This is a genomic window from Deltaproteobacteria bacterium PRO3, assembly GCA_030263375.1.
Taxonomy (GTDB): Bacteria; UBA10199; UBA10199; order DSSB01; family DSSB01; genus DSSB01.
The window spans coordinates 1-20407 of the sequence record SZOV01000030.1; the positions used below are offsets into that span (position 1 = coordinate 1).

The following is a 20407-nucleotide window of genomic DNA, read 5'->3' on the forward strand; positions in this document are numbered from 1 at the left end:
GACGTCGTTGGGATACAATTGCGGCAAGAAGGCCTCGCCCAAGGTCAAATTCACGACCCCCAGGGATTTTCCCAGGCCCAGCTCTTTCAGGGCCCGCTCGGAAATATCGATCCCTTCCTGGAGCAAGGCCTCCGCGGCATATTCCCGCAGCTTGGTCACGTTGGGATAGGAATGTCCGGCGCGGCGCGCGACCGCCTCGCGCAGCTTTTGAATTTTGGCGCGAGCCTCGGGGCTGTCGACCAGTAAAAATCCCAGCTGTTCGCTGAGCGTCGGACCCAGCAGGCGCTTGGTGGAATCCACGTACTCCTGAACCCTGCGAGGGTCGGACAAGAGCTTGTCATCGCGGACGATCCCAAGCCTCTCTTTGGAGGAGACGTTGGAGGCCAGGGCCAGGCGCTCTTCCGGAGAAAGCGCCGGCAACGCGGGTGCCTCGGGCGCCTTGTCCTTCATGGACTCCTCGATCATCTTTTTGAAGGGAGAGGGCTGATCGGACTTCGCGGAAACGATGCCCGCGGCCGACAAGTGGACCCGGACCTTCTGGTCGATGCCGTCGGGACGCAAAATCAGGCCGCCTGTTTCGTCTTTGGCCACGACGAATTTCATGATCCCCATCGGGCCGATCCCGATCCGGTCGCCTTCCGCCAGGGCGATCGGGTCGTAGTTCGATCCCTTCGAGCCCTTTTTCAAGGCCCCGCTCGCGTCCCGAAAATCGACCAAGTAGGCCGGCGGCAATTCCTTGCGGAGCTGTAAGGTCAGCCCGCCCGCTTCCTCCCGCGTCAGGGTGCCCACGGAGACCGGCTTCTCGGCCAGGACGTCCTCCACACGCACCTCGTTCTTGTCGGAGTCTCGGTCCCAAAGCGCGGTGGGCATCGCCATCAGCTCCATCTCGACGCCGAGAGGGAGGTCGGAGGCGGCCAGTTCCCCTTTGGACTCGGAGAGGCCCGTCTTGAAATCCGAGGTCCCGACGGCGATCGCCACGTGGGTCTTTTCGACATCGGGCGGCGGCACGGACTTGACCTCCAAAGGCGGCGCGCTGGGCTTCATGCGGCTCAGCTGGAATTTCTTCCCCTCGAATTCCACCATGACGGGCTTGCTTCCCCAATTGAAGCCCCGGCCCCTCAGCAAATAGCGACCGATGGCGTCGACGGAGAGCTCCACGACGACCGGCCCCTCGCGGTAGACGACCTGCGGCTCCTTCGTGGCGGCGGAGAGGTCGATCTCCTTGGTGCCCACGCGGGCCAAGATCGGAGAAGAGGGCGCGCCGGTCTCTTCCGGATGCTTCGGCGCCGATACGGCTTGAAGCAACTTGTGGGTCGGGGGGATTTCCTCGGCGATGGGCGCCAGCTTGACGGTCGGGGGCGGCGGAACCACGCCTGGAACCGGTTGCATTTTCGTGGTGGCCGGTCCCTCCGAGTCCAAGGTCTGCGGCGTCTCGTCGAGCACGTCGTCGATGCGCCACTCTTCCTCGACGGGCGGGGGCAGCAGCTCGTGCTTGTAGACGTGAATCGAGATGTTGTCGGCCTTGTATCGGTCCACCGGAAGGAAATAATCCAGGCCCTGGACGGCCTCTCCCTGAAAATATTCCATCTCGTCCTTGGTATTTCGGACCGCGAAGCGTCCCTTCGCCCAAGGCACCTCGACGCCGGTGCGCACTTGTCCCTGCGCATCCTTGAATTGCACCGCGCGCCCGACCACCTTGCCTCCATCGTCCAGGTAATAGTCTTGTAGCCCGTCAATGGGGACCATGTTTAAGTCCTGGATATCGGCCCCTTTCTCTCGGACCGGAACGAGGAAGACGTTTTGTCCCGCCTTGAGCTGCTCCGATCCGATCTGCAGGCGCTCCATTTTAAGGCGAAGGGCCGCCAGGATCTTTTCCCGCGCCTCTTCCGGGGTCTTGCTGCCCTGGACCAGGACGGACAATTCGTCTTTCGAGAAATTGTCGCCGATCCCGTCGGAGAACAGGAGGGTCCAATCGCCCGGCTGCAATTCCACGGAGGCAAACTCGGGCTTCGCGTCCTTGCGCAGACCCAAGCCGCCCGAGACGACATGGGAATGAGGCGACCACCGCATCTCCATGGTGTTCTTCAAGGACCCCAAATCGCGCCACTGGGCCACGAGGGACTGCTCGCGGGTGGCGAAGACGACCTCGAAGCCGCCGTCGGGCTTGGGCCGCAAGACCAGGGCGCCGGCATCCCCGACGTGGGCGATCTCGGCGTAAGTGCGCCCGTTCTTTTGCACGACGCGTTGGGCCACCGCGGTGGTGCCCGCGTTCTTCGTGGGATCGTCCGGCGGGTTGACTTCTTCGTTGACCGCCCGACCCGCATGGATCAGCGCCTGTTTCAGATCTCCAACCCAACTCGGATTTTTGACGATTTCCGCAAGCTTGCGGACCGCCACCGCGCTGGCCTTGTCGCCCCCGCCCATGCCACCCATGCCGTCGGCGACGATCGCCACGCCGTATTCGGGGAGCACTCCGTAGGCGTCCTCGTTCACCGACTTGCCACCCAAACCCTCGTCGGTGTGGGCGGCGAAGGATCCGTAAGCGAAGGTCGGTTCATTTTGCGCGAAGGCGGCGCGCCGCGGCTTGTCCGGTAGGTTGTCCTGGACGGCGAGGGGTAATTTTTCGACGGAAAATTTTTGGGCGCCGGGATCGACGACGGCCGCGGCGCGAATCTCGGGCACAGGCATAGGGCCCGCTGCCGGCGTTAAACCGGCATCGGGCACAAGCCGATCCTTGTCGAGGATCTCGAACTCGAGATCCCCGGTTTGGCGAAAGCTGCGTCCGCTCCAAGGATCCTGTTGCAGAGGAGACCACATCGTTCCTTGCCGCGCATAGAGCTTGTCCCCGATGCGAAGATAGGCCTGCTCGGGCACCCGGTAGCCCCAGGAAATGCTTTCCCCCGTCTGGGAATCAAAGCCACGCTCCAGGCCCAAGGGCCGGCCGGCGGCATCGAGGACCTGGACGATCTCGTTGCGCGGCAGGACCCAAAAATCCTGCCCGTCCCGATGCAGCAGGGCCAGGACGTCTTCACCCGTCAAGTCCGGATGGCGGATCGCAACGTCGGTAGATTCCGGGAGGTACCGGATATCGAGGCCGGCCTGCCAGACATAGGAGCCCGTCTCCAGCGGCGAGACGGCATCGGCCTGGGCTGGCGGCGTCGCTTGCGAAGGTACCTCCGGCGCGGCGACCGAGGGAATATCGGCCTCGTGCTCGAAACGGAACAAGATGCGGTTGCTGGAGGGATTCGGGTCGGTCGGATTTTTGACCAGGATCTTCTGGCCGGGCACGATCCGGGTCGGCTGGGTGACGGGCGTCTCTACTCCCTGAGCGTCCACCAGAAAAATTTGCCGCAAAGCCGGCGAGGCCGAGGGACGCAACAGGAAGCTCCCGTTTTCCACTTTTTCGATCTTGCCGTAGGTCTGCGGGTTTTGGATCGCGCCTACGCCGCCGGCCGCCGTGGCGCGCCGATCGTCCTCGTTGCGCTCGCCGAAGGTGAAGGAATTTTTCCCAGCCGGAAAACCGATCGGGAGTCCCTCCAGGCCCAGGTCGACGAGCGGACGGCTGCTCTCCACCTCGTAGACGTCCTTGCCCCCCTCTTGGCGGACGCGCAGAGTCAGGGTGACAGAACCCTGGGCATGCGGCAGAACGATCTGGTCGCCACTTTCGAAATCGATCCCGTCCGGGGATAATTTCAACGTCTTGATCTGATAATCGTCCGCCTTGAGCCGGACCTGGACCTCGAACCCTCCCCTGCCGGCGGGGTAGAGTTTCGGAACGCCGTAGTCGTCCAGGTAATGAAACTTTACCCCCGCAGTCAGGCCGGGGATATGGAACTGTCCCAGGATCTTGCCGTCGCTGGCGCGGTCGCCGTCCCCTCCGATCGCGATCCCCTCCCCGCCGCCGTCCCGGACCAGTACGGGTTTCAAGGCAATCTTGGCCGCAACGGGGGCCTGGAAAACGACGGGGATGGCCTCTCCGGCCGGCGGGCCGGAAAGCCATCCTTTCATCTTGTCCCCGATCTTTCCAAACCAACCCGCAGCCAACTGCGCCCCGCCGCCCAGCAATCCCTGGCTAAGAACCGCATCGAAGAAGACCGGCATTAAAGGCAGGTAAGGAACAGCCTGCAGGGCTATCTGATGGAGACCCGCCATGAGCCCGCTCCACGGCGGAGCAACGGGCGTGGGAGGCACCGGCAGATCCATTTCGGTCACCGCCTCGCGGTCGACCGGCGTCGATTTCGTCTCTTCGAGAACCACTCCCGGCCTGTCCGCGGCGATCTCCACTTCAACTTCGGAATATTTCAACGGCTCGGAAGGTTTTTCATACTCGCGCAGCGTCTTTTCATAAACGGCCATCTCTTCTTTGGCCTTCAGGTAGGCGGTCAATTCGGGGTCGGGGGCTAGGTCCGTGCGCGAGCCCTTCGCCAATGCAGCCTCGAGCGCAAGCAAGCGTCCTTCCATCTCGGGAGCCAGGGCGCGGACCTTGGGACCGATCTCCAAGAGGCGCTGCAAGGCCTCGCGCGGGCGCAGGGCGGCGTGGTACTCGGAGGAAAGGGCGATGGAGGTCGACTCGGGCGAGTCCTTGACGTCGCCCTTCGCCAGGGCGGCAAACTTCTCGCCGTGTTTTTCTTCGAACTGCTTGGCATAGGCCAGTATGTCCTCGGGAGCGGGCGAGGCCTCGGCCTTGAACCGAAGGTTGAAAGCGATGACGCGGTCCGAGCTCTTGGCTCGCGCGATCACGAAGACGGCTCCGTCCTTGCCCTGCACGACCTTCACGCCGGCCTGCGGGTGCTCCTTGCGCAGGCGGGCCGCGAGGTTCTCGGCCAGCTCGGTCGCGTAGCCGCGGCCGGGAACGCCGATGGAGACGGTCAGGCGGCCGGGCTCCTCCTGAATCGTCGTTTTTCCCAGGAGCGGAAAGCCCGCCAGCTTCCGGCCGACTTCAATCGTCGCCATGGCGGCGAGGGCGTCGAGCTTCACCGGCGTCAGCTTCGCCAGGGAGGATGGGGGGGCCTTGGTGGCGACGGCCGGTAGTTCCAACTCGGTCGGCGCCTCGCGATCGACCGCGGCCGTCCGGCTCTCCGCGGGCTTCCATTTCAGCTTCCCATCCCCACCGGCCACTACCTCGCCCAAATAAACGGGCTTGCTCGGCAGCGTCGTGCCGAGACCTTCATCGTAATAGACCTTGTCGCCGACCTGAAGCGCCGTCGCCTCCTGTTGCAGGACAGTCAACCGCTGCCCCTTCGCATCGACCACGGTAAAGCCCTTGCCCTGCGTCAAGTACAAGGCGCCGTCGGGACCCGTGTCCACCCGCGCACTGGATATCTCCAGTTCGGCGGGGGCGAAGCTTACCTCGAGATAGGCCCGCGTCGGGACCTTCGCCTCTTTGGCGCGCCGCTCCCACTCCTGCTTCGAGATCGCCCGCGGATCTGCCGCCAATGGGATCAGCTCCAGGTTTTCGGGCTTTCCCTTCACGGCGAAGAATCGGTCTCCGATCTGAACCACGTCTCCCTGGGCGAGGGACCAGGTCTTGGTCTCCATGGTTCCCGTTTGAGACGCGGTGCCTTCGGGAGTTTTCGGAGACAAAACGGCGTTCAGGCCGCCGGGCCCCTCTCGCCCCGTCTCGGAAAGGACCTGAACCTGATCGGAGACGGCGCGCAGACTCAGTCCCTCCCCTTCTAGAAGGAATTCACCCACGGTCTCGACCCCCGCTTCCCCTTCCAGGACGATCTTGAGATCGGCGCCCTTCGGAAAGCCCGCCACCGGTCCCGCGATGGGATGTCGCCCCGGCAACAAAGGCGCGACCGGCTTCGGCGCCGCAGGGGCAAGCTTTTCCGAAGCGCGGAGCGTCGTCACTTGCAGGACAGGGATCTTCCCCTTGGGGAGGAGCTTTCCGGTGAGACCGACCAAGCCCAGGCGATGGGCCTCGGTGTCGCTGAGCGGCAGCGTCACCGTCTCTCGGCCCTCAAGTCCGAGCGTCTCCAACTCGAAGGTGACCAGGAGCCTGCCCTTTTCGCCCGGGACCGGCTCGGTCTTCACGGCCCTGCCCAGCTTCGTCCCGGGCAAAATCGCGTCCGTGACCTGGTAGGGCCGAAGGAAGATCTGATCCTCGCCCAGAGCAACCGCCACCTGAGGGCGTTCCGGGAAGCCGCCCAAGGCGGGAAGATCCTGAAGCGTCACGGTCTCCCGATCCGCGGCGGTGAGCTGTCCGGCCAGGACCGGTTTTTGACTCGGAAGCTTCGGCAATCCGACAAGGCCGCCGTAGGTCCCGAAGGGAAAGCTCGCCACCGGGTTCTTCTTGCCGACCGCGACCGTGTGGATCTCGAGGACGTCGCCCGCTTGGAGGGCGACCGCGACGGGACGTATCTTGGACGACTTGCCGCCCGAGGCTGCCTCGTTCAGCGGCTTCAGCTCGATCGGATCCGTTTGTCCGGGGCGGCGGATCAGAAGCTTCTCGCCCGGCCTCGCCTGGTAGGTGACCTCGATTTTTTCGAAATTCCTCCCCAGCTGGATGCCATGGTCCCGCAGCTCCTGCGGCGGCGGGATCTTATCGAAGGGGTGCTCGGGGATCTTGAGGGCGCTCACGCCCGAAGCGACGCGGAAGGCGGGCTTGGCGCGCAGCACCGGGTCTTCGAGGACCACGGCCTGCCCATCGAAAGACACGAGCAGGTCTCCGTCCCGGAGGACCGCCGCTTCGGTAATCATGCCGCGCGCGTCCGTACCGATAAACCAGGACTCCTTCCCCGGGTTTTTGAAAATCCAGCGGTCCCCGCTCCGCTCGAGGTAGCTCTTCGGTCCAAGCGGGATCTTGTCGGCCTGAGGATCCAGCGACACGCGGCGCGGGACGGCCTCTATCTTCACCTCGAAGCCACCGCCCATCGGGGTGCGGAACTCGAGCTTTCCGGGCTTTTTCGCGACGAGCTCCAGCCCGAGCGCCTCGGCCTTCTTCAAGACCGCGGCCTCCAGCGTCGCGACCGCCTCGGCATCCGTAGTTTGAAATACCATCGCGGGCGCGTCAAAGCGCGGCGGCTTCCCCTCGCGGGCCCGCGCCGCGTCGTCCAACATCCCTAACTCGAAGTCCGGTGAGTCGAGCCATTCGGGGGTCTGAATCGCCTGGAGAGGGATCTCCGCCTCCGCGGGCGCGTTTTGGGCACGAACCAGCAGGGGCGTGAAGGCCGTGTCCAGGAAGGACATGTAGTACTTCACCGACTGGGATTGGACCCAGAGGGCGTCGGCGGCCTCGATCTGCGTCCGCAACGCCTCCAGCCCTTTCCTCAAATCGGCCCAATCCTTGGAACCCCAGTCGCTGCGCTCGATGCGCTTAATCAATTCACCGGCCTCCTCGAAAACCCGAAAGACCTCCGCGGCGTCGGGAAAGGCCTCGGCCATCCTCGCGCGGTTCACCTGCATCCCGAGGAAATCGGTGAGGGCCTTGGCCATCCGGTCTCGCACGGGACCGTGGAGCAGGTCCTTTTCATCCGACGGTGGGGCCGCTTCGGACTTCGACGGGAGGTGCCCCGAAGGATCGGTGTCGTGCTGCAAGGCCCGCAAGACCTCGTCGTAATAGGCGTCGGCTTTGGCCTCGTCTTCCTCTTGAAACAAGGGCTTGGGCGGAAGATTCAGTGGCGCCGCGCCTTCGACTTCGACTTTGACAAGAACTTTCCTTCCGGTCGGGGTGAGAAACACCAACTCCCCCGGCCCGCCGAAATCTTCCAGGGTCAGCTTCAGGGCGTCGGCCTTCTCGCTGACCGCGACCAGGGCGTCCTCGCGCGACTCGCCCTTGGGGAGACGGATGAAGATCTGAGCCGGCTCGTCGGCGGCTTGAAGCGCCGCCTCCATCTGCCGCATCCCCTCCGCCATGGCCTCCTGGCCGAGGATCTCGGCGATCGCCTCGGGCTGGCCTAGCCGTGCGGCGGCGAGCTGGTCCGGGTACTTCACCGTCGGGGCCTTGGATCGCTGCGGAGGCAAAAGCGGAATGACATTTTCGACCGCGTCGCCCCCTGTCAAATCCGTGTCGGCTGGCGTTTCACTCCCCAGCCACCAATCCTCCTCCGCGGCCGCGATGGCCAGCGGGACCACCTGTTCGGGGGACAGCGACATCTCCGTGCCTTCTCCGAAGACATCGATCTCTGGGTCCGGCAAGCCGTGGACACCAAGTTGGGCCTCATCGCCAAAGACTTCGCCGTAATCTTGCTTGGGCTGCTGGGCCTCGAAGGCGCCGAAGAAGTCGCCGAAGGGTCCTCCATCTCCGGCCAGGAACAAGGCGGGATCGAGCGGAGATTTCAGCACCTCCTCCGCGATAGCCCGCGCCCGCTCGGCGGTGAGCTTGCCGCCGGCCAGCTTCCGCATCAAGGCGATGCGAAACTCCGCCTGCTTGTGCTCAGGCAGGGCCTGCACCGCGGGCTCCAGGGCGGAGACGGCGCCCTCGATCTCGGCGTACCACCGGTCCCAATCGGGATTCCGATCGCCCTCCACCCGGCGGAAGAATTCGGGGACGATCTTCGTAAGATCGTCGTAGTCCCGCATCGAGAGGGCCTCGCCGGCGCCGAACCAGGCAGGAAAATTTTCATACAGGTCCCGCATCACGCTCCCGCCCTCTTCCATGCGGCGCGCGACGCTGCCGATCTCCTCGAGGTAGACCTCTCCGTCGGGCGTCAAGGTGAAGAGCTTGCGTCCCAAGTCCTTGCCCTCTTGACGGATCCAGGTCCCGCTTTTGAGCGGCTGTCCTTCTTTGGCGGGGACCCAGGTCTTCGTGACGGGGTTGTAGACCTCCACCTTGCGGCCCGGATTCGGGAAAAGCCAGGCCTTGCCGGCCTCGACCTCGATCTCGGCGTACTTCGTGCGGGCTCGGCCCCCAACCTCCTCCACCGAGGCGATGCCTTGGAGGTTGAGCGGTACCGGCCGCGCCTCGGCGGGGTACAGGGCGCCCAACAAGGCCTTCGGACTTCCGGCCGCTCCCAACAGGGCGATGAATTTTTTCGCGATCCTCCCGCGTCCCTCCGGCGTGCTGACGCCGGTGGCCTCCGCCTCCAGCAAGACCTCCGCGATGCGCCCCAAAAGCGCCGGTTCCGTCCAGGAGGCCAGGCTCGCTGCGAGTTTTTTTCCGGTCGCGGCGTCCTGGAGCGCCTTCAAAAATAAGGTCGTTTTCACGGAATAGGCCGCGGGGCTTTGGTGGACATCGCGGGCCTGGAGCAGCCTTTCCGCGGCGGCATCGAGTTGCGGCTTGGCCTCCCGCAGGTCCTGGGCCACATTCTGGAAATACTGAAGCGCCTTCGCGGGATCCTTCCCCTGGTCGCCAAACTCGACCGCCTTCAGCAATAACTCGGCCGCCAACAGTTGTCCCTGCGGGGTGGCGAGGGCGCCCTCCCCCAAGAGCCCTTCCGCGATCGCCCGGAGGCCCTTTTGAAATTTTGCCGACTGCTTGGCCAAGGCGGAGATCTGCCCCGCATCGAGCCCCATCCGTTCAAAGCGAAGCTGAAGTTTTTCGCTGAGGCCGGGATGGGTGATCCCGCTTCCTTCCACCAAGGTGTCCGCGGCCCGGGCGGTTTTTTTGCCGCCTTGGGCGACGGCCTTGGCTAGGGCCTCGGAAGAAACGGCATCGGAGCTCGGCCCGCGATCTGAGCTCGTCGCCTCGACCCAGGCGTCGAGCTCTTTCCATCCTCTTTCTTTCGCAGCCTTTCGCGTCGTGATGCCGAGGAGCTTGGCGAGGCCTTCGTAGATGTCGCCCAAGGTCCAAGGGAGGCCGGCGAAATTGGCTTGGGTTCGATAGGGTCCGGCCTCCGGGCTCGCTTCCGGCGCCTTTGCCAAAGGCGTCGCCGCTTGGACGTCCCGCTCCAATAAGGCGCGGGGTGATTTTTTGGATGCCACGGCCTCTTCGAGGAGGCTCAAAACCACCTCGGCCCGCATCGTCTCTCGCAAGTCGTCCGTAAGCTTGGCTCCGGGTTGAACGTAGGCGTCGACCAGCACATCGAGCTGGTCGTTGAGCTTCGGCGTCGCGGCGAGCTCCTTCGCCATTTGCTTCGCTTGTTTGGGCGTCAGGCCGCGGAAGGCCAATTCGTAATAGGCCGACAGGTGCTCGGGGGATCGGATGCCCAAGGACTCCGCCGATTTTTGGAACTCGGCGAACTGCTCGGCAATGCCCTTCTTTCCTTTGACCTCGAAATAGTCCAAGACTTGAAAGGCGCGCAGCTGGGCCTCCCAGGAGTTCGGGTCCAAATCCGGATACAGTTTCTGCACTACCTCTTTGGCCTGGGCGATCTTTGCGGGATCCTTGGAAACGGCCTCCAAACGCTGCGGATCCATGGCCAACAGCGCGGCCAATTCCTTTTCGCCGGCCTTGGCCCCGTCCACCGGTCGTCGTTCCTCGACCCAGGCCTTGGCCGCGTTGAAATCCAAATCCCAGCCGAAGCCCCGGGCGGCCGCCTCAATGTCCGTCTTGCGGTCTTGCAGCTGGGCCTTCTGCTCGACGGCGTGGAGCCAGCCCCCCGTCGAGAAATCGATCAATCTCCCGGCAAATCCCTCACCGAGATTCTCGCGCTTCTCCTCGAATCCGCCCTTCAGCACCTTGGAAAAGATCCGCAGGATCAGGGAGGCCTCTTGTTCCAATTCGGAAACCTTCTGGATCCCCAAGCCCTCCTGCGCGAAGGACATCCCCGCCTCGAACAGCCCGCCCGCGGTGAACTCGCCCATCTCCAGCATGACTCGGGTGGAGAAGCCGATCGCCGCCTGACCGGCGACCCGTTGCCCGAAGGTGGAGCTGCGCTTGGCGGCCTCGCCGAGCTTTTGGCTGAGGCGCGCGATATGCCGGTAGCCGAAGTAGCTGATAAAGGTGGTCGTGCCGGTCGTCGCCAGACCTTTGGCCGAAAAGGCGTCCCAATTTCCGGTCCAGGCCGATTCGACCAACATGCCGCTCAAGGAAGAGGCCGCGACGTTGGCGAGGATGGAGAGGCGCTCGCCCGCGCCCATGAGGCGGGCCCCCGCGCCCGCGAGACGGCCCACTCCGGCCGGGACCAGCCAAAGGGCGGCGCTTTTCCCCGCCTCGCTCAGGCTCTCCGCGCCGACGACGGAGAGATTTCCGAGGAAGACGCCCGTTTCATGAATCACCGAGCGATTGGCGATGCCCGTGCGGTAGGATTTCGCCTGGGTCCCGACGTATCGATCGTTGCCCATCATGTCCAAGATCTGCGAGGCCGCTCCAAAATAGGCGACGTCCTTGGCCCCGGCTTGAAAGAGATCGAAATCGCCGGCCGAACCCAGATAGGTCCCCATCTCCAGTCCCAAGGCGGCGAAATCGCGGTCCGTGGCCTCGGGATTGGTCGCCGTCTGCAGAAGACTGAGGGATTTTTCGTTGAACTCCCGCCAATCGATGGAATCGCTCTCCCCGACCGCCCATTTATAAAAGTCCCGGCCTTGATGGGCGTCGTGGCGGACGTATCCGAAGGCCGCGAACAAATCCTCGATCGAGCGGTAATCTCCGCTCTCCAGCTTGTCGCGGAACAGCTCCGCCCGCGCCTTGAATTCGGCGCGGAACTTGTCGGCCTCCGCCTTGCCCTTCCGCTGCTCCAACTTTTGCGCGTATTCGGCGGCCACGGCCTCCAAGGCCCCCAGCACCTTCGGCAACCGTTGGGATCTTTGGTAGGCGACGATGGCGTCGTAGCTCCGCTGGGCCTCTTCCACGCCGGGCAAGGACTGGAAGAATTTTTTCGCCGCGTCGTAATCGGGCGGCTCCTTCAAGAGGGCCCGATGGCCCTGGGCCAGCGTCGCGGCCGTCTGCAGGCCCTCGTCCACCGTGCCGCTGAGATACCGGTCCCGCTCCATGGCGACGATCTTTTCATAGACTCGAGCCGCCTCCTCCGGAAGCCGGACCGCCTGGTAGAGCTTGGCGATGTCCAGCAAAGACTCCGCGCGTTCCGCCGCGGTCAGATGGGGGTCGGCGGCAACTCCTTCGAAGAAATCCATGGCGGGCTTCAGCACCGTTTTGACGCGTTCCGGGGGGCCGCCGCGCTTGGAATAAAGCTCCGCCGCCTGCATGCGCAGTTGCAGGGCCTCAGCCTGCCATTTGGCGGATTTTTCCTCGGGCAGTTTTTTGAGCTTGGCCGCCTCGACTTTGGCTTCGAGCGTTTTGGCGCGGGTCTCCAGGTCATAAGCTTTGTAGCTCATGGCCACGAAGGCCTCGAGACCCTTCGGGTTTCGCAGCAATGCGGCAAAAGAGGCGTCGCCGCGTTGGACCGCCTCTTGGCTTAATGCCGATACATCCTCCCCTATCGCCTGCAAAAGCTCGGGCTGCCGGGCCACCATCGGAAATCGCTCGGCGATCACCTGGGACGCCAGGGCCTGGAGGTGCTCGGCGTTGCGCCGGACCAAGGGCGCCAGCTGCTCCTGGTTGAGCGGGGGATTCTCCCCGATTTTCGTCAGTGGGTAGAAGAGCGAGAGCACCGCCGACATATCGGCCCGCCGGTCCAACTCCGCTTTCGGCTCGAGCTGGCTGTGATCCAGGTCCTCTTCCCAAGCCTTGAGGTGCTCCAGCATCTCCTTGCCGAGGTCCTCCGCGACAATGCCCACGCCGATCGCGCCGCTGCGCTCGGGATGGGCGATGCGATCGAGCAGGCCCGGTTCCCAGGCGCCGCGAATCGGCCGGGTGAGCGCGTCGACATATTCCGGAAACCTCGCGACGTCCAGGCGGACGACCTTTTCGCGCAACTCAAGCCGTTCCTTCGAACCCAATTTTTTGGCGTCGGCATTCTTCTGCATCACCAATTGCAGACGATCGATCTCCATCAACTGGACCGGATCGTCATTGGCAATCCCGGCTTCCTGGCGAATCTTCACCGCCTGAATCAGGTCTTCCGCGACCTGCATTATCTCGGCCAATTCTTTGTCGTCGGCGACTTTGGAATCCGCGCCCCGCAAATGGCGGTTGGTCACCTTCATCGAGGATTCCAAAAAGAATCCCATCCATTCGGGGGAGGCGATCTCTTCTTTGAGCTCCGCCTCCAGCTTCAACCCGCTGCCCTTCAACTCGGCATGGATGCGGCCCAGCATTTTGTAGTCTTCGATGGGGGCGTCTCCCCGGCCCAACAGCTTGCGAATCTCCCGGTCCATCGCTCGGGCGGCGGCCTCGTCGCGCAACTCGGCGTAGGCGCCCAAGGCCTTGAGGTAATCCTCCTTGGCCCCCTGCGCGTCACCCGCTTGGGACTTCTGCATCGCGGACAGCATGGCCGCGTCGGCCTCGACCGATAATTGAGCGAAATTTTTCATCCCCTCGAGGCTGAGGCCGGAAAGCAATTCCGGCTGCAAGATTGTGTCGCTGGGAGGAGACGGAAAGATCCGATCGAGCATCACGCGGACGTGCTCGGCGCCGTTCGGAACCGGCTTGTTGTCTACCGAAATTAGTTTGGGATTGTCGCGCAAGGTGGCGACGATCTCGTCCTTCAAGGACTGAATCTTAGCCTGCATCTCGGCGGCGCCTTGGCCGAGCATGTTGTCGCCTAGCTCAGACCAAACCTTGAGCACTGAATTCAACTCTTCCACCTTGGCGGCGGGATCCTTCAGGCCTTGGGCGGCCTTTTTCCACGCCTCCAAATCCCAACGCAGGGCGAAGTCATCTCCGATCGTCCTATCAATCGCCACCAGCAGGCGCTGGGCCTCCACCGAATCCGGTTGAGAGCGCAGCTCCTCGCCCACTTCCTTCAGCCTCGCCTCGAGCTTCTGTTGCTTCTCGAGGGACCGGCGGGCGAGATCGTCCTGGGAGCCTTTATGGTATTTGGAATAGTAGTGATGCTTGGCCTGCTCCAAGGCGCGCAGGCGCGAGAGGATCTCGAAGGCCGCCTTGGCCTTGGCCGGATCTTTCGGAACCGGAGCGCCCCACTGCTGCGAAGCGTCCGTGCCGGCGGCGTCTCCCGACTTGGCCTCTGCCGCTTCGCCGCCTTGGAATTCCTTGAGGTAGGCTTGGACTTCCGGGTCTTTCGCCTGCTCCATCAGGGCCGGCATCGCGGCCTGCATGGCGTCGATCTTGGATTTGGCTTGGGCCTCGGCAGCGGGGCCCGTTCCGGCGTCTTTGTAGGTGCTTTGAAATTCCTTCTCCGCCTGGTCGAAATGGGCGGCGGCCTCCTCCGGCTTGAGCTCCTTGGGCTTTTGCGCCTCGGCCGCGGCCTGGGCGTATTTCGCCAGAAATTCGTACCCCGACTGGGCGATCTCGTAAAAATATTGGGACGGCGACTCGGCGCCTTCGGCGCCGGCCGAGGCATCCACTTTCGAGGCGTCGGCCTGCGCTGGAGGAATAATCTGCGGGGGGACCGATCCCGAACCCAGTCCAACCTTATCTGCCATACGGAAGCTCCATGCCCGTGAGCGATGGGAGTGCTTTTAGGAATGATGCGGGGCGGTGGAGGCCAGGGCCGCCGGAAACCTAGAAAATTGTAAATCTCTAAGGACCTCTCGCCAACCGAAAAGCCCGAAAAATGCGGATTAAGCGCCGTATAAGAAGCGAATGCCGGCGGCCTTGGGCTTGACTAAATCCTGGCGCGGCTGCGGGTTGGCCTGATGGAGGCCTTGACTCAGGATCTGCTCTGTCCACAGGGCCTCCGCCTTTGGCGCCGCGGCGGTCGGAGTGGGGACTAAGCGTAAAGCTGCGGAGTTCTTCTTCGTGACCAGGATCTGGTATTCCTGGGCCCGACGATGGACGGGGTCGACAGTCGCTTTGCCCGGCCGCCTAGCCGCGGGAACCGAGGGCACCGCGCTGCGGATCGCACCGATTTCTTTGAATTTATCCCAGGCAAACTTGAGGGGAGATGCTTTTCTCTCCGAGATGAGGTCGTTGAAGCCCTTAACCTGATTCGACATGAACACCCTTTGCTGAGCTCAAGCTGGAGTGCCGGAGGCAGGAGCAAACGGTATTTGTTTTTTCTTGGCGAGGGATTGGGAGGTGGAGAGAGAGGTGCCCCCATTCCTTCGACAGGGAAAATTAGCAAGGCATGTGCCAGAGAATGGCGACTTGAGAGAAAATTAAAAAATAATATAAGTATTTGAATTTGAAAGGAAATAAATTTGCTCCGTCTTCATTTCCGGCTCCCGCGTCTGGGGCCCTCGGCTGCCAGGCCGAGGTTTGACTCCCCCATCGGGGTATGGGTCTAGGGTTTCCAGCCCTCGAAATCGGCCGCATCCAGATATTGCGGGGGAGAGGAAAACAAGCTAGGGCAGCCGCCGCATGTTGATGATCCAAGGTTTAAGCAAATCCTACGGCGGCCGGGTCCTCTTCGAGGACGTCGGCCTGCAGATGGGCTCGGGCGAGCGCCTGGGCCTGGTCGGCCGCAACGGCCACGGCAAGAGCACCCTCTTCCGTATCATCTTAGGCGAGGAAGAACCGGATTCCGGCACGGTGAATTTCCCCCGCAATTACCGCATCGGCCACCTGGCGCAGAAGATCGAGTTCTCCCAGCCGACCGTCCTGCAGGAGGCCTGCCTGGGACTGCCGCCGGGCGAGGAAGACTATCATTATAAGGCGGAGATCATCCTCTTCGGCCTGGGCTTCACCGAGGCCGACATGGCGCGGCCGCCCGCGGAGTTTTCCGGCGGCTACCAGGTGCGCCTCAACCTGGCTAAGGTCCTGGTCTCCAACCCCAACCTATTGCTGCTCGACGAGCCCACCAACTACCTGGACATCGTCTCGATCCGCTGGATCACCCAATTCCTGCGCAACTGGGAAAACGAGCTGATCCTCATCTCGCACGACCGCGAATTCATGGACGACGTGGTCACCCACACCGCCGCCATCCACCGCAACAAGCTGCGCAAGATCAAGGGCGGCACCGAAAAGCTCTACGCCCAGATCCTGCAGGACGAGGAGATCCACGAGAAGACGCGGGTCAACGAGGAGAAGAAGCGCAAGCAGGAACAGGCCTTCATCGACCGCTTCCGCGCCCAGGCGACCAAGGCCGCGGCCGTGCAGTCGCGGATCAAACGCCTCGAAAAGATGCCGGCCCTCGAGAAGCTGGCGCACATCGACAACCTGGATTTTTCCTTCCGCTCGGTCCCCTTCTACGCCGAGCGCCTGATGGAGCTGAAGGGCGTTTCCTTCCATTACGACCCCCGGGTCCCCCTCATTCGCGACTTGAGCCTCGTGATTAAGCCGGGCGACCGCATCGCCGTCATCGGCAAGAACGGAAAGGGCAAATCGACCCTGCTCAACGTCATGGCCGGCGAATTTCCCCCGACGGACGGCGAGATCTACTCGCACCCCAACGTCCAGCTGGGCTACTTCGGCCAGACCAATATCGACCGCCTCAACAAGTCGCTGACGGTCGAGGAGGAGATCCAAAGCGCCAACATCGACCTGGGCCGCACGGCCGTGCGCAGCATCGCGGGGACGATGATGTTCAGCGGCGACGCGGCCGAAAAGAAGATCGCGGTCTTGAGCGGCGGCGAGCGCAGCCGGGTGCAGCTGGGCAAGATCCTCGCGCGGCCCTCCAACCTGATCTTCCTGGACGAGCCGACCAACCACCTCGACATGGAGTCGATCGAGGCCTTGGTCGAGAGCATCCAGGAATTCGACGGCGCCGTCGTCATCGTGACGCACAGCGAGATGATCCTGAAAGACGTCGCAACGAAGCTGGTGGTCTTCCACCACGGGCGCGTCGAGGTCTTCAACGGTACTTACGAGGAGTTTTTGGAAAAAATCGGCTGGGAGGAAGAGGACCCCGGCCCCATCCCACAGGAGGCACCCACCGCCCCGGCCCCCGCGCCGGCCGCCAAGCCCGCCTTGAACAAAAAGGACCAGCGCAAACAGCGCTCCGAACTCGTCGCCGAGCGCTCCAAGGCCCTGGCCCCGCTGAAAAAAGAGATGGAAGAGCTCGAGACCTCCATCGCCGCCTGGGAAGGCGAGGTCGCGAAGATCAACCAAGAGCTGGCCGAGGCCTCGCAGCAGGCCAAGGTCGACCGTTTCGTCGAGATCTCGAAGACGCTCAAGGAGCTGCAGAAGAAGATCGACGAGGCCTACGCTCGCCTGGACTTCGTCACCACGCGCCACGATGAAAAATTCCGGGAATTCGAGGCCCGCCTGGGGGGCCTGGAAGAATCCGAGAGCTGATTGACTTCCTCGGGCCGCGGTGCCTACTCTAAGCCATGGCCAAGCTCAACGAACTCGTCCAGCGCATCTTCCCCCACCCCGACAACTTCGGCGCCGTCTTAGGCTACGACATCGAGACCTATGCCGACGGCAGCGCCCGCACCTCCCTGCTTATCGAGGACAAGCACCTGAGCCCCGCCGGCGTCACGCACGGCGGCGTCATCTCGGCCTTCGTCGACTTTTCGATGGGGGCGGCGGTCTTCACCAAACTCGCGAGCGGCGAGCGCACCTCGACCATCGAGTTCAAGATCAACTACCTCTCGCCGGTGAAGCTGGGCGAGAAGATCTTCTGCGACGCGAAGGTCAAGTTCAAGGGCAGGTCGCACGCGGTGATCGAATGCCACGTCTTCCGCGAGGAGGGCAAGGACGTCGCCTTCGCGGTGGGGACCTACAATATCTACTGAATCCGGCTAATTGACGAAGCGCTTCGGCTTCTTGGGACCGGGACGGTCCGAGGGGCGCGTCTCCGAGCGCCGCGGCGGCGGCGCCTCGCGATCGGCGCGGCGGTACCTCTCGACGCCCTCCGCCGCCCAGCGGACGAGGAAGGATTGCGGGATCAGGTCTTCCGTGACCACCCGACCGGGATTATCCGCATAGTAGCCGGCCTTGTCGGCCTCGGCCTGCCAGGCCTCGAGGATCCCGCGGCTGATGGACTCGCGGGCCCGCAAGGGCAGCGCATCGAAGCCCTCGACGACCGAGGCGTACTGCTCGATGAGCATCTCCGGCGTGACCACCGAGAGCAGGCGATAGGGATCGGCGTTGAGCAATCCGCGCAGGCGGTTCGCGAGGGCCGAGCCTTCCTGGAAGGCTTGGGCGGCGTGGAGATTTCCGTGCTGGGAAATCAGACCCAGGGCGTAGAGCGCCCGATCCGAGGTCCTCGCCTCGCGCAGGATCGGCGCGGGGTCCATTCTTCCCAAAAAATCGCCCGCGGGCCGAAGGCCCGAAAGCGCCAAGTCGTGCAGCACCGAGACCGCGCCCAAATCTCCCTCCTCGGCCAGGTCTTTGAGGTCGAGGAAGGAGCCCTCGCTGCCGTAGCGGTACAACTTCAACAGCAAGCCGGCGGAACCCGGCGCGACCGTATAGAGCTCGATGCTCGCGAGCAGCTCCGCCGCCGTCGGATTTCCCGCCTGAGCCATCAGGTAAAGCGAGTGGACGGTGAAATCCTCGATCTCCTTGTTCTCGTAGAGCTCGACAGGAAATTCTCGCAGCCGGCGCAGGGCCGAGACCGCGGCGTCTCCCTCGCCCCTGCCAACGACGGCCAGCAACTGAACCGCCTTCGCCGCGTCGGACATGGAAGACTCAGAGACATGGCGCTGGGCCTCCCGCGACAGGGCCTCTACGACCGGCTCGCCCAGCCCTTGCACCAATCGCCTGGCTGAGGCGTTGCCGCCCTCGAAGGCAAAGCGCAGGGGCGAAGAGATCTCGACCAAGCGGGCGGCGTCGCCCGAGGCCATTTCGAGATAGGGGGAGAAATCCATCTCCTGAACCGCCTCCAGGGCGCGGGCGTTGCCGCCCTTGCCCAGCTCGAAGAGGCTGCGCAGGGCGTAGGGATTGCTGCCGGCGAATTCCCGGAGGGCGGAGACGTCGAGGCTCCGCAGGCCCGCATCGATCTGCTCCAAGACCTCGGCCCGCCCCTGGAAATTTCCCTCGGCGTCCCGCAGCGAGCTCAGGAAGGCGATCGCCTCGGGCGAGACGCGCGCCTCGTTGAGCAGCAACCCGATCAGGTCGCGCCGCAGCTCAGGGTTGGGCGTCATACGCAGCGTCCGCCACAGGTCTTGAAACTGCTCGCGGGTCATCGCGGCCTCGGCGCTAGGGCCTTCCACCGACGGAGCGCGTTCCCCGCCGAGAACACGCCCGGCGCCGGGATCCCTCGGGCCCTTCGGATCGCTGCGATCGGAGGACATAAAGAGGGGCTTGCTCATCAGCTCGGACAGGCTCTCGGGCCACGCCGCATTTCGGAGGGGCAATCCAAGACCCGCGCCGGCCGCCGCCAGAGAAGTGAAGGGACCGAATGAACCGGGAAACCGCGGCCGCAGCGGCGCGCGCCGCGCCAAGGCCTCGGCCTGCAGGTCCAAACCCCGCTCGAGGCGCATCCAACCCGGCCCCATCAGACCCTGCGCCAGACGCCCGCCGACATGGAATTGCAAGAGCGTCGCCAGGGCGTCGGTGAACTCGGTGCCGTCCGCCAGTCGCGGCCTCAATCCCAGCCGCGCCTCGAGGCGGTGGCTGAGCAGGATCCCGCCCAGCATCCCGGCCTGCGGCAGGACGGCGCGCGTCAGCGACAATGTCAAACCCTCGCCGGGGCCCAAGGCCCGCACCGCGCCGCGCGCCAAGGCACCGGTGGCGCGAAGCCCCACGAGCGTCAAGGCGCCCGAGGCCCATTCGCGGCCCACGGCATCAAAGGTCCAATCCTGGGGGCGCCCCAGCAAGGCATTGCCGCCGCGGACTCCGGCGGTGAAGGCGAGACTCTCCGCGAACATGCCGGAGGCATAGGCGAGCGCGCCGGGCATCCAGCCGCGCGTCACAAGCGAAACCGTCGGCGCCGCGGCGAGGCGGCTCAGGGTCGCGACGCGCGCCAGGCGGAAGGTCATGCCCGCCGCCGTCATGCCGAGGATCATGGCGGGATCGGTGGCCTGGGCAGCGAGGCGACGCGAAAGAAACTCAAAACGCGCGCCCGTCGATCCCTCGCCGCGCATCGTTCGCAGGCGCTCCCGCGCGCGGGCCTCCAGGGCGCTTAGCCAGGCCGCGGACTCGACCGGCGACGCGGCGGCCGTGGCTCGCGCCGCCTCCGACAAGACGCCATAGACCGTCGCGGCCTGCGGCAGGCGATCCCGATTCTCCAGCTCGCGGCCCAAGCCCCACAGGCCCTCGAAAAAGAGTTGGGCATCGCCCTCGCCCGCCAGATGAAGCATCGCCTCGAGGCCGTCCGCGCCCCAATTCCGCTCCAGCTCCGCGCGAAAGGCCCCGCCCTGGCGGTACAGCGCCAGGCGCAAATCCCCGTCGGCCCCCGCCAAGGCGCCGGAAAGCGCGCCGGGGGCGTCGCCCCCTTCCAGGAGGCGGGCCAAGATCGCGGCGCCCTCCCGACGCGGGTTCCTGGAGGTGGGCGTCGCGGACGCCCCGGCCGAAACGGCTTGGAGCCGGGAGCCAAGTATCGAATATTCCATAATGTTTTCTATTGTCAGGAGTGAGGTTTCCTTAGCGGCGGTCTTATCGCCCCCGCGGAAGATTTGTTTCCGCGAAAGTGCCCGTCGCCGCTCGACCCTGTTAAAATAGATGGCGGGCAATTCC

Annotated in this window: 5 protein-coding genes; 2 read left to right on the plus strand and 3 right to left on the minus strand. The window is 64.1% G+C overall.

What is annotated here, in order from left to right:
• Both FBR05_06555 and FBR05_06560 read right to left on the minus strand, forming a co-directional pair.
• The coding region (locus tag FBR05_06555) for a hypothetical protein (protein MDL1871849.1) at positions 1-14325 on the minus strand (14325 nt) is incomplete at its 3' end.
• Positions 14326-14463: 138 nt separating this feature from the next.
• Positions 14464-14838, minus strand: a complete 375-nt coding sequence (locus FBR05_06560) for a hypothetical protein (protein ID MDL1871850.1) — start codon at positions 14836-14838, stop codon at positions 14464-14466.
• Positions 14839-15202: 364 nt separating this feature from the next.
• On the opposite strand from FBR05_06560, the gene FBR05_06565 reads away from it, so the two are divergent.
• Both FBR05_06565 and FBR05_06570 read left to right on the plus strand, forming a co-directional pair.
• Complete coding sequence (locus tag FBR05_06565; GenBank protein ID MDL1871851.1) at positions 15203-17080, plus strand: ABC-F family ATP-binding cassette domain-containing protein; 1878 nt, start codon at positions 15203-15205, stop codon at positions 17078-17080.
• Between the two features lie 35 nt (positions 17081-17115).
• Positions 17116-17523, plus strand: coding sequence for a PaaI family thioesterase (locus FBR05_06570; protein ID MDL1871852.1), 408 nt, complete (start codon positions 17116-17118; stop codon positions 17521-17523).
• Positions 17524-17529: 6 nt separating this feature from the next.
• On the opposite strand, the gene FBR05_06575 is transcribed toward FBR05_06570, so the two are convergent.
• A complete protein-coding gene (locus FBR05_06575; protein MDL1871853.1) occupies positions 17530-20283 on the minus strand; it encodes a hypothetical protein in 2754 nt (917 codons plus the stop codon).
• Positions 20284-20407 lie beyond the last annotated feature (124 nt).

Bases quoted from the DNA above. Each gene is read 5' to 3' on its own strand.
- FBR05_06565 (MDL1871851.1), top strand. From the start codon at position 15,203: ATGTTGATGATCCAAGGTTTAAGCAAATCCTACGGCGGCCGGGTCCTC.
- FBR05_06570 (MDL1871852.1), top strand. From the start codon at position 17,116: ATGGCCAAGCTCAACGAACTCGTCCAGCGCATCTTCCCCCACCCCGAC.
- FBR05_06560 (MDL1871850.1), bottom strand. From the start codon at position 14,838: ATGTCGAATCAGGTTAAGGGCTTCAACGACCTCATCTCGGAGAGAAAA.
- FBR05_06575 (MDL1871853.1), bottom strand. From the start codon at position 20,283: ATGGAATATTCGATACTTGGCTCCCGGCTCCAAGCCGTTTCGGCCGGG.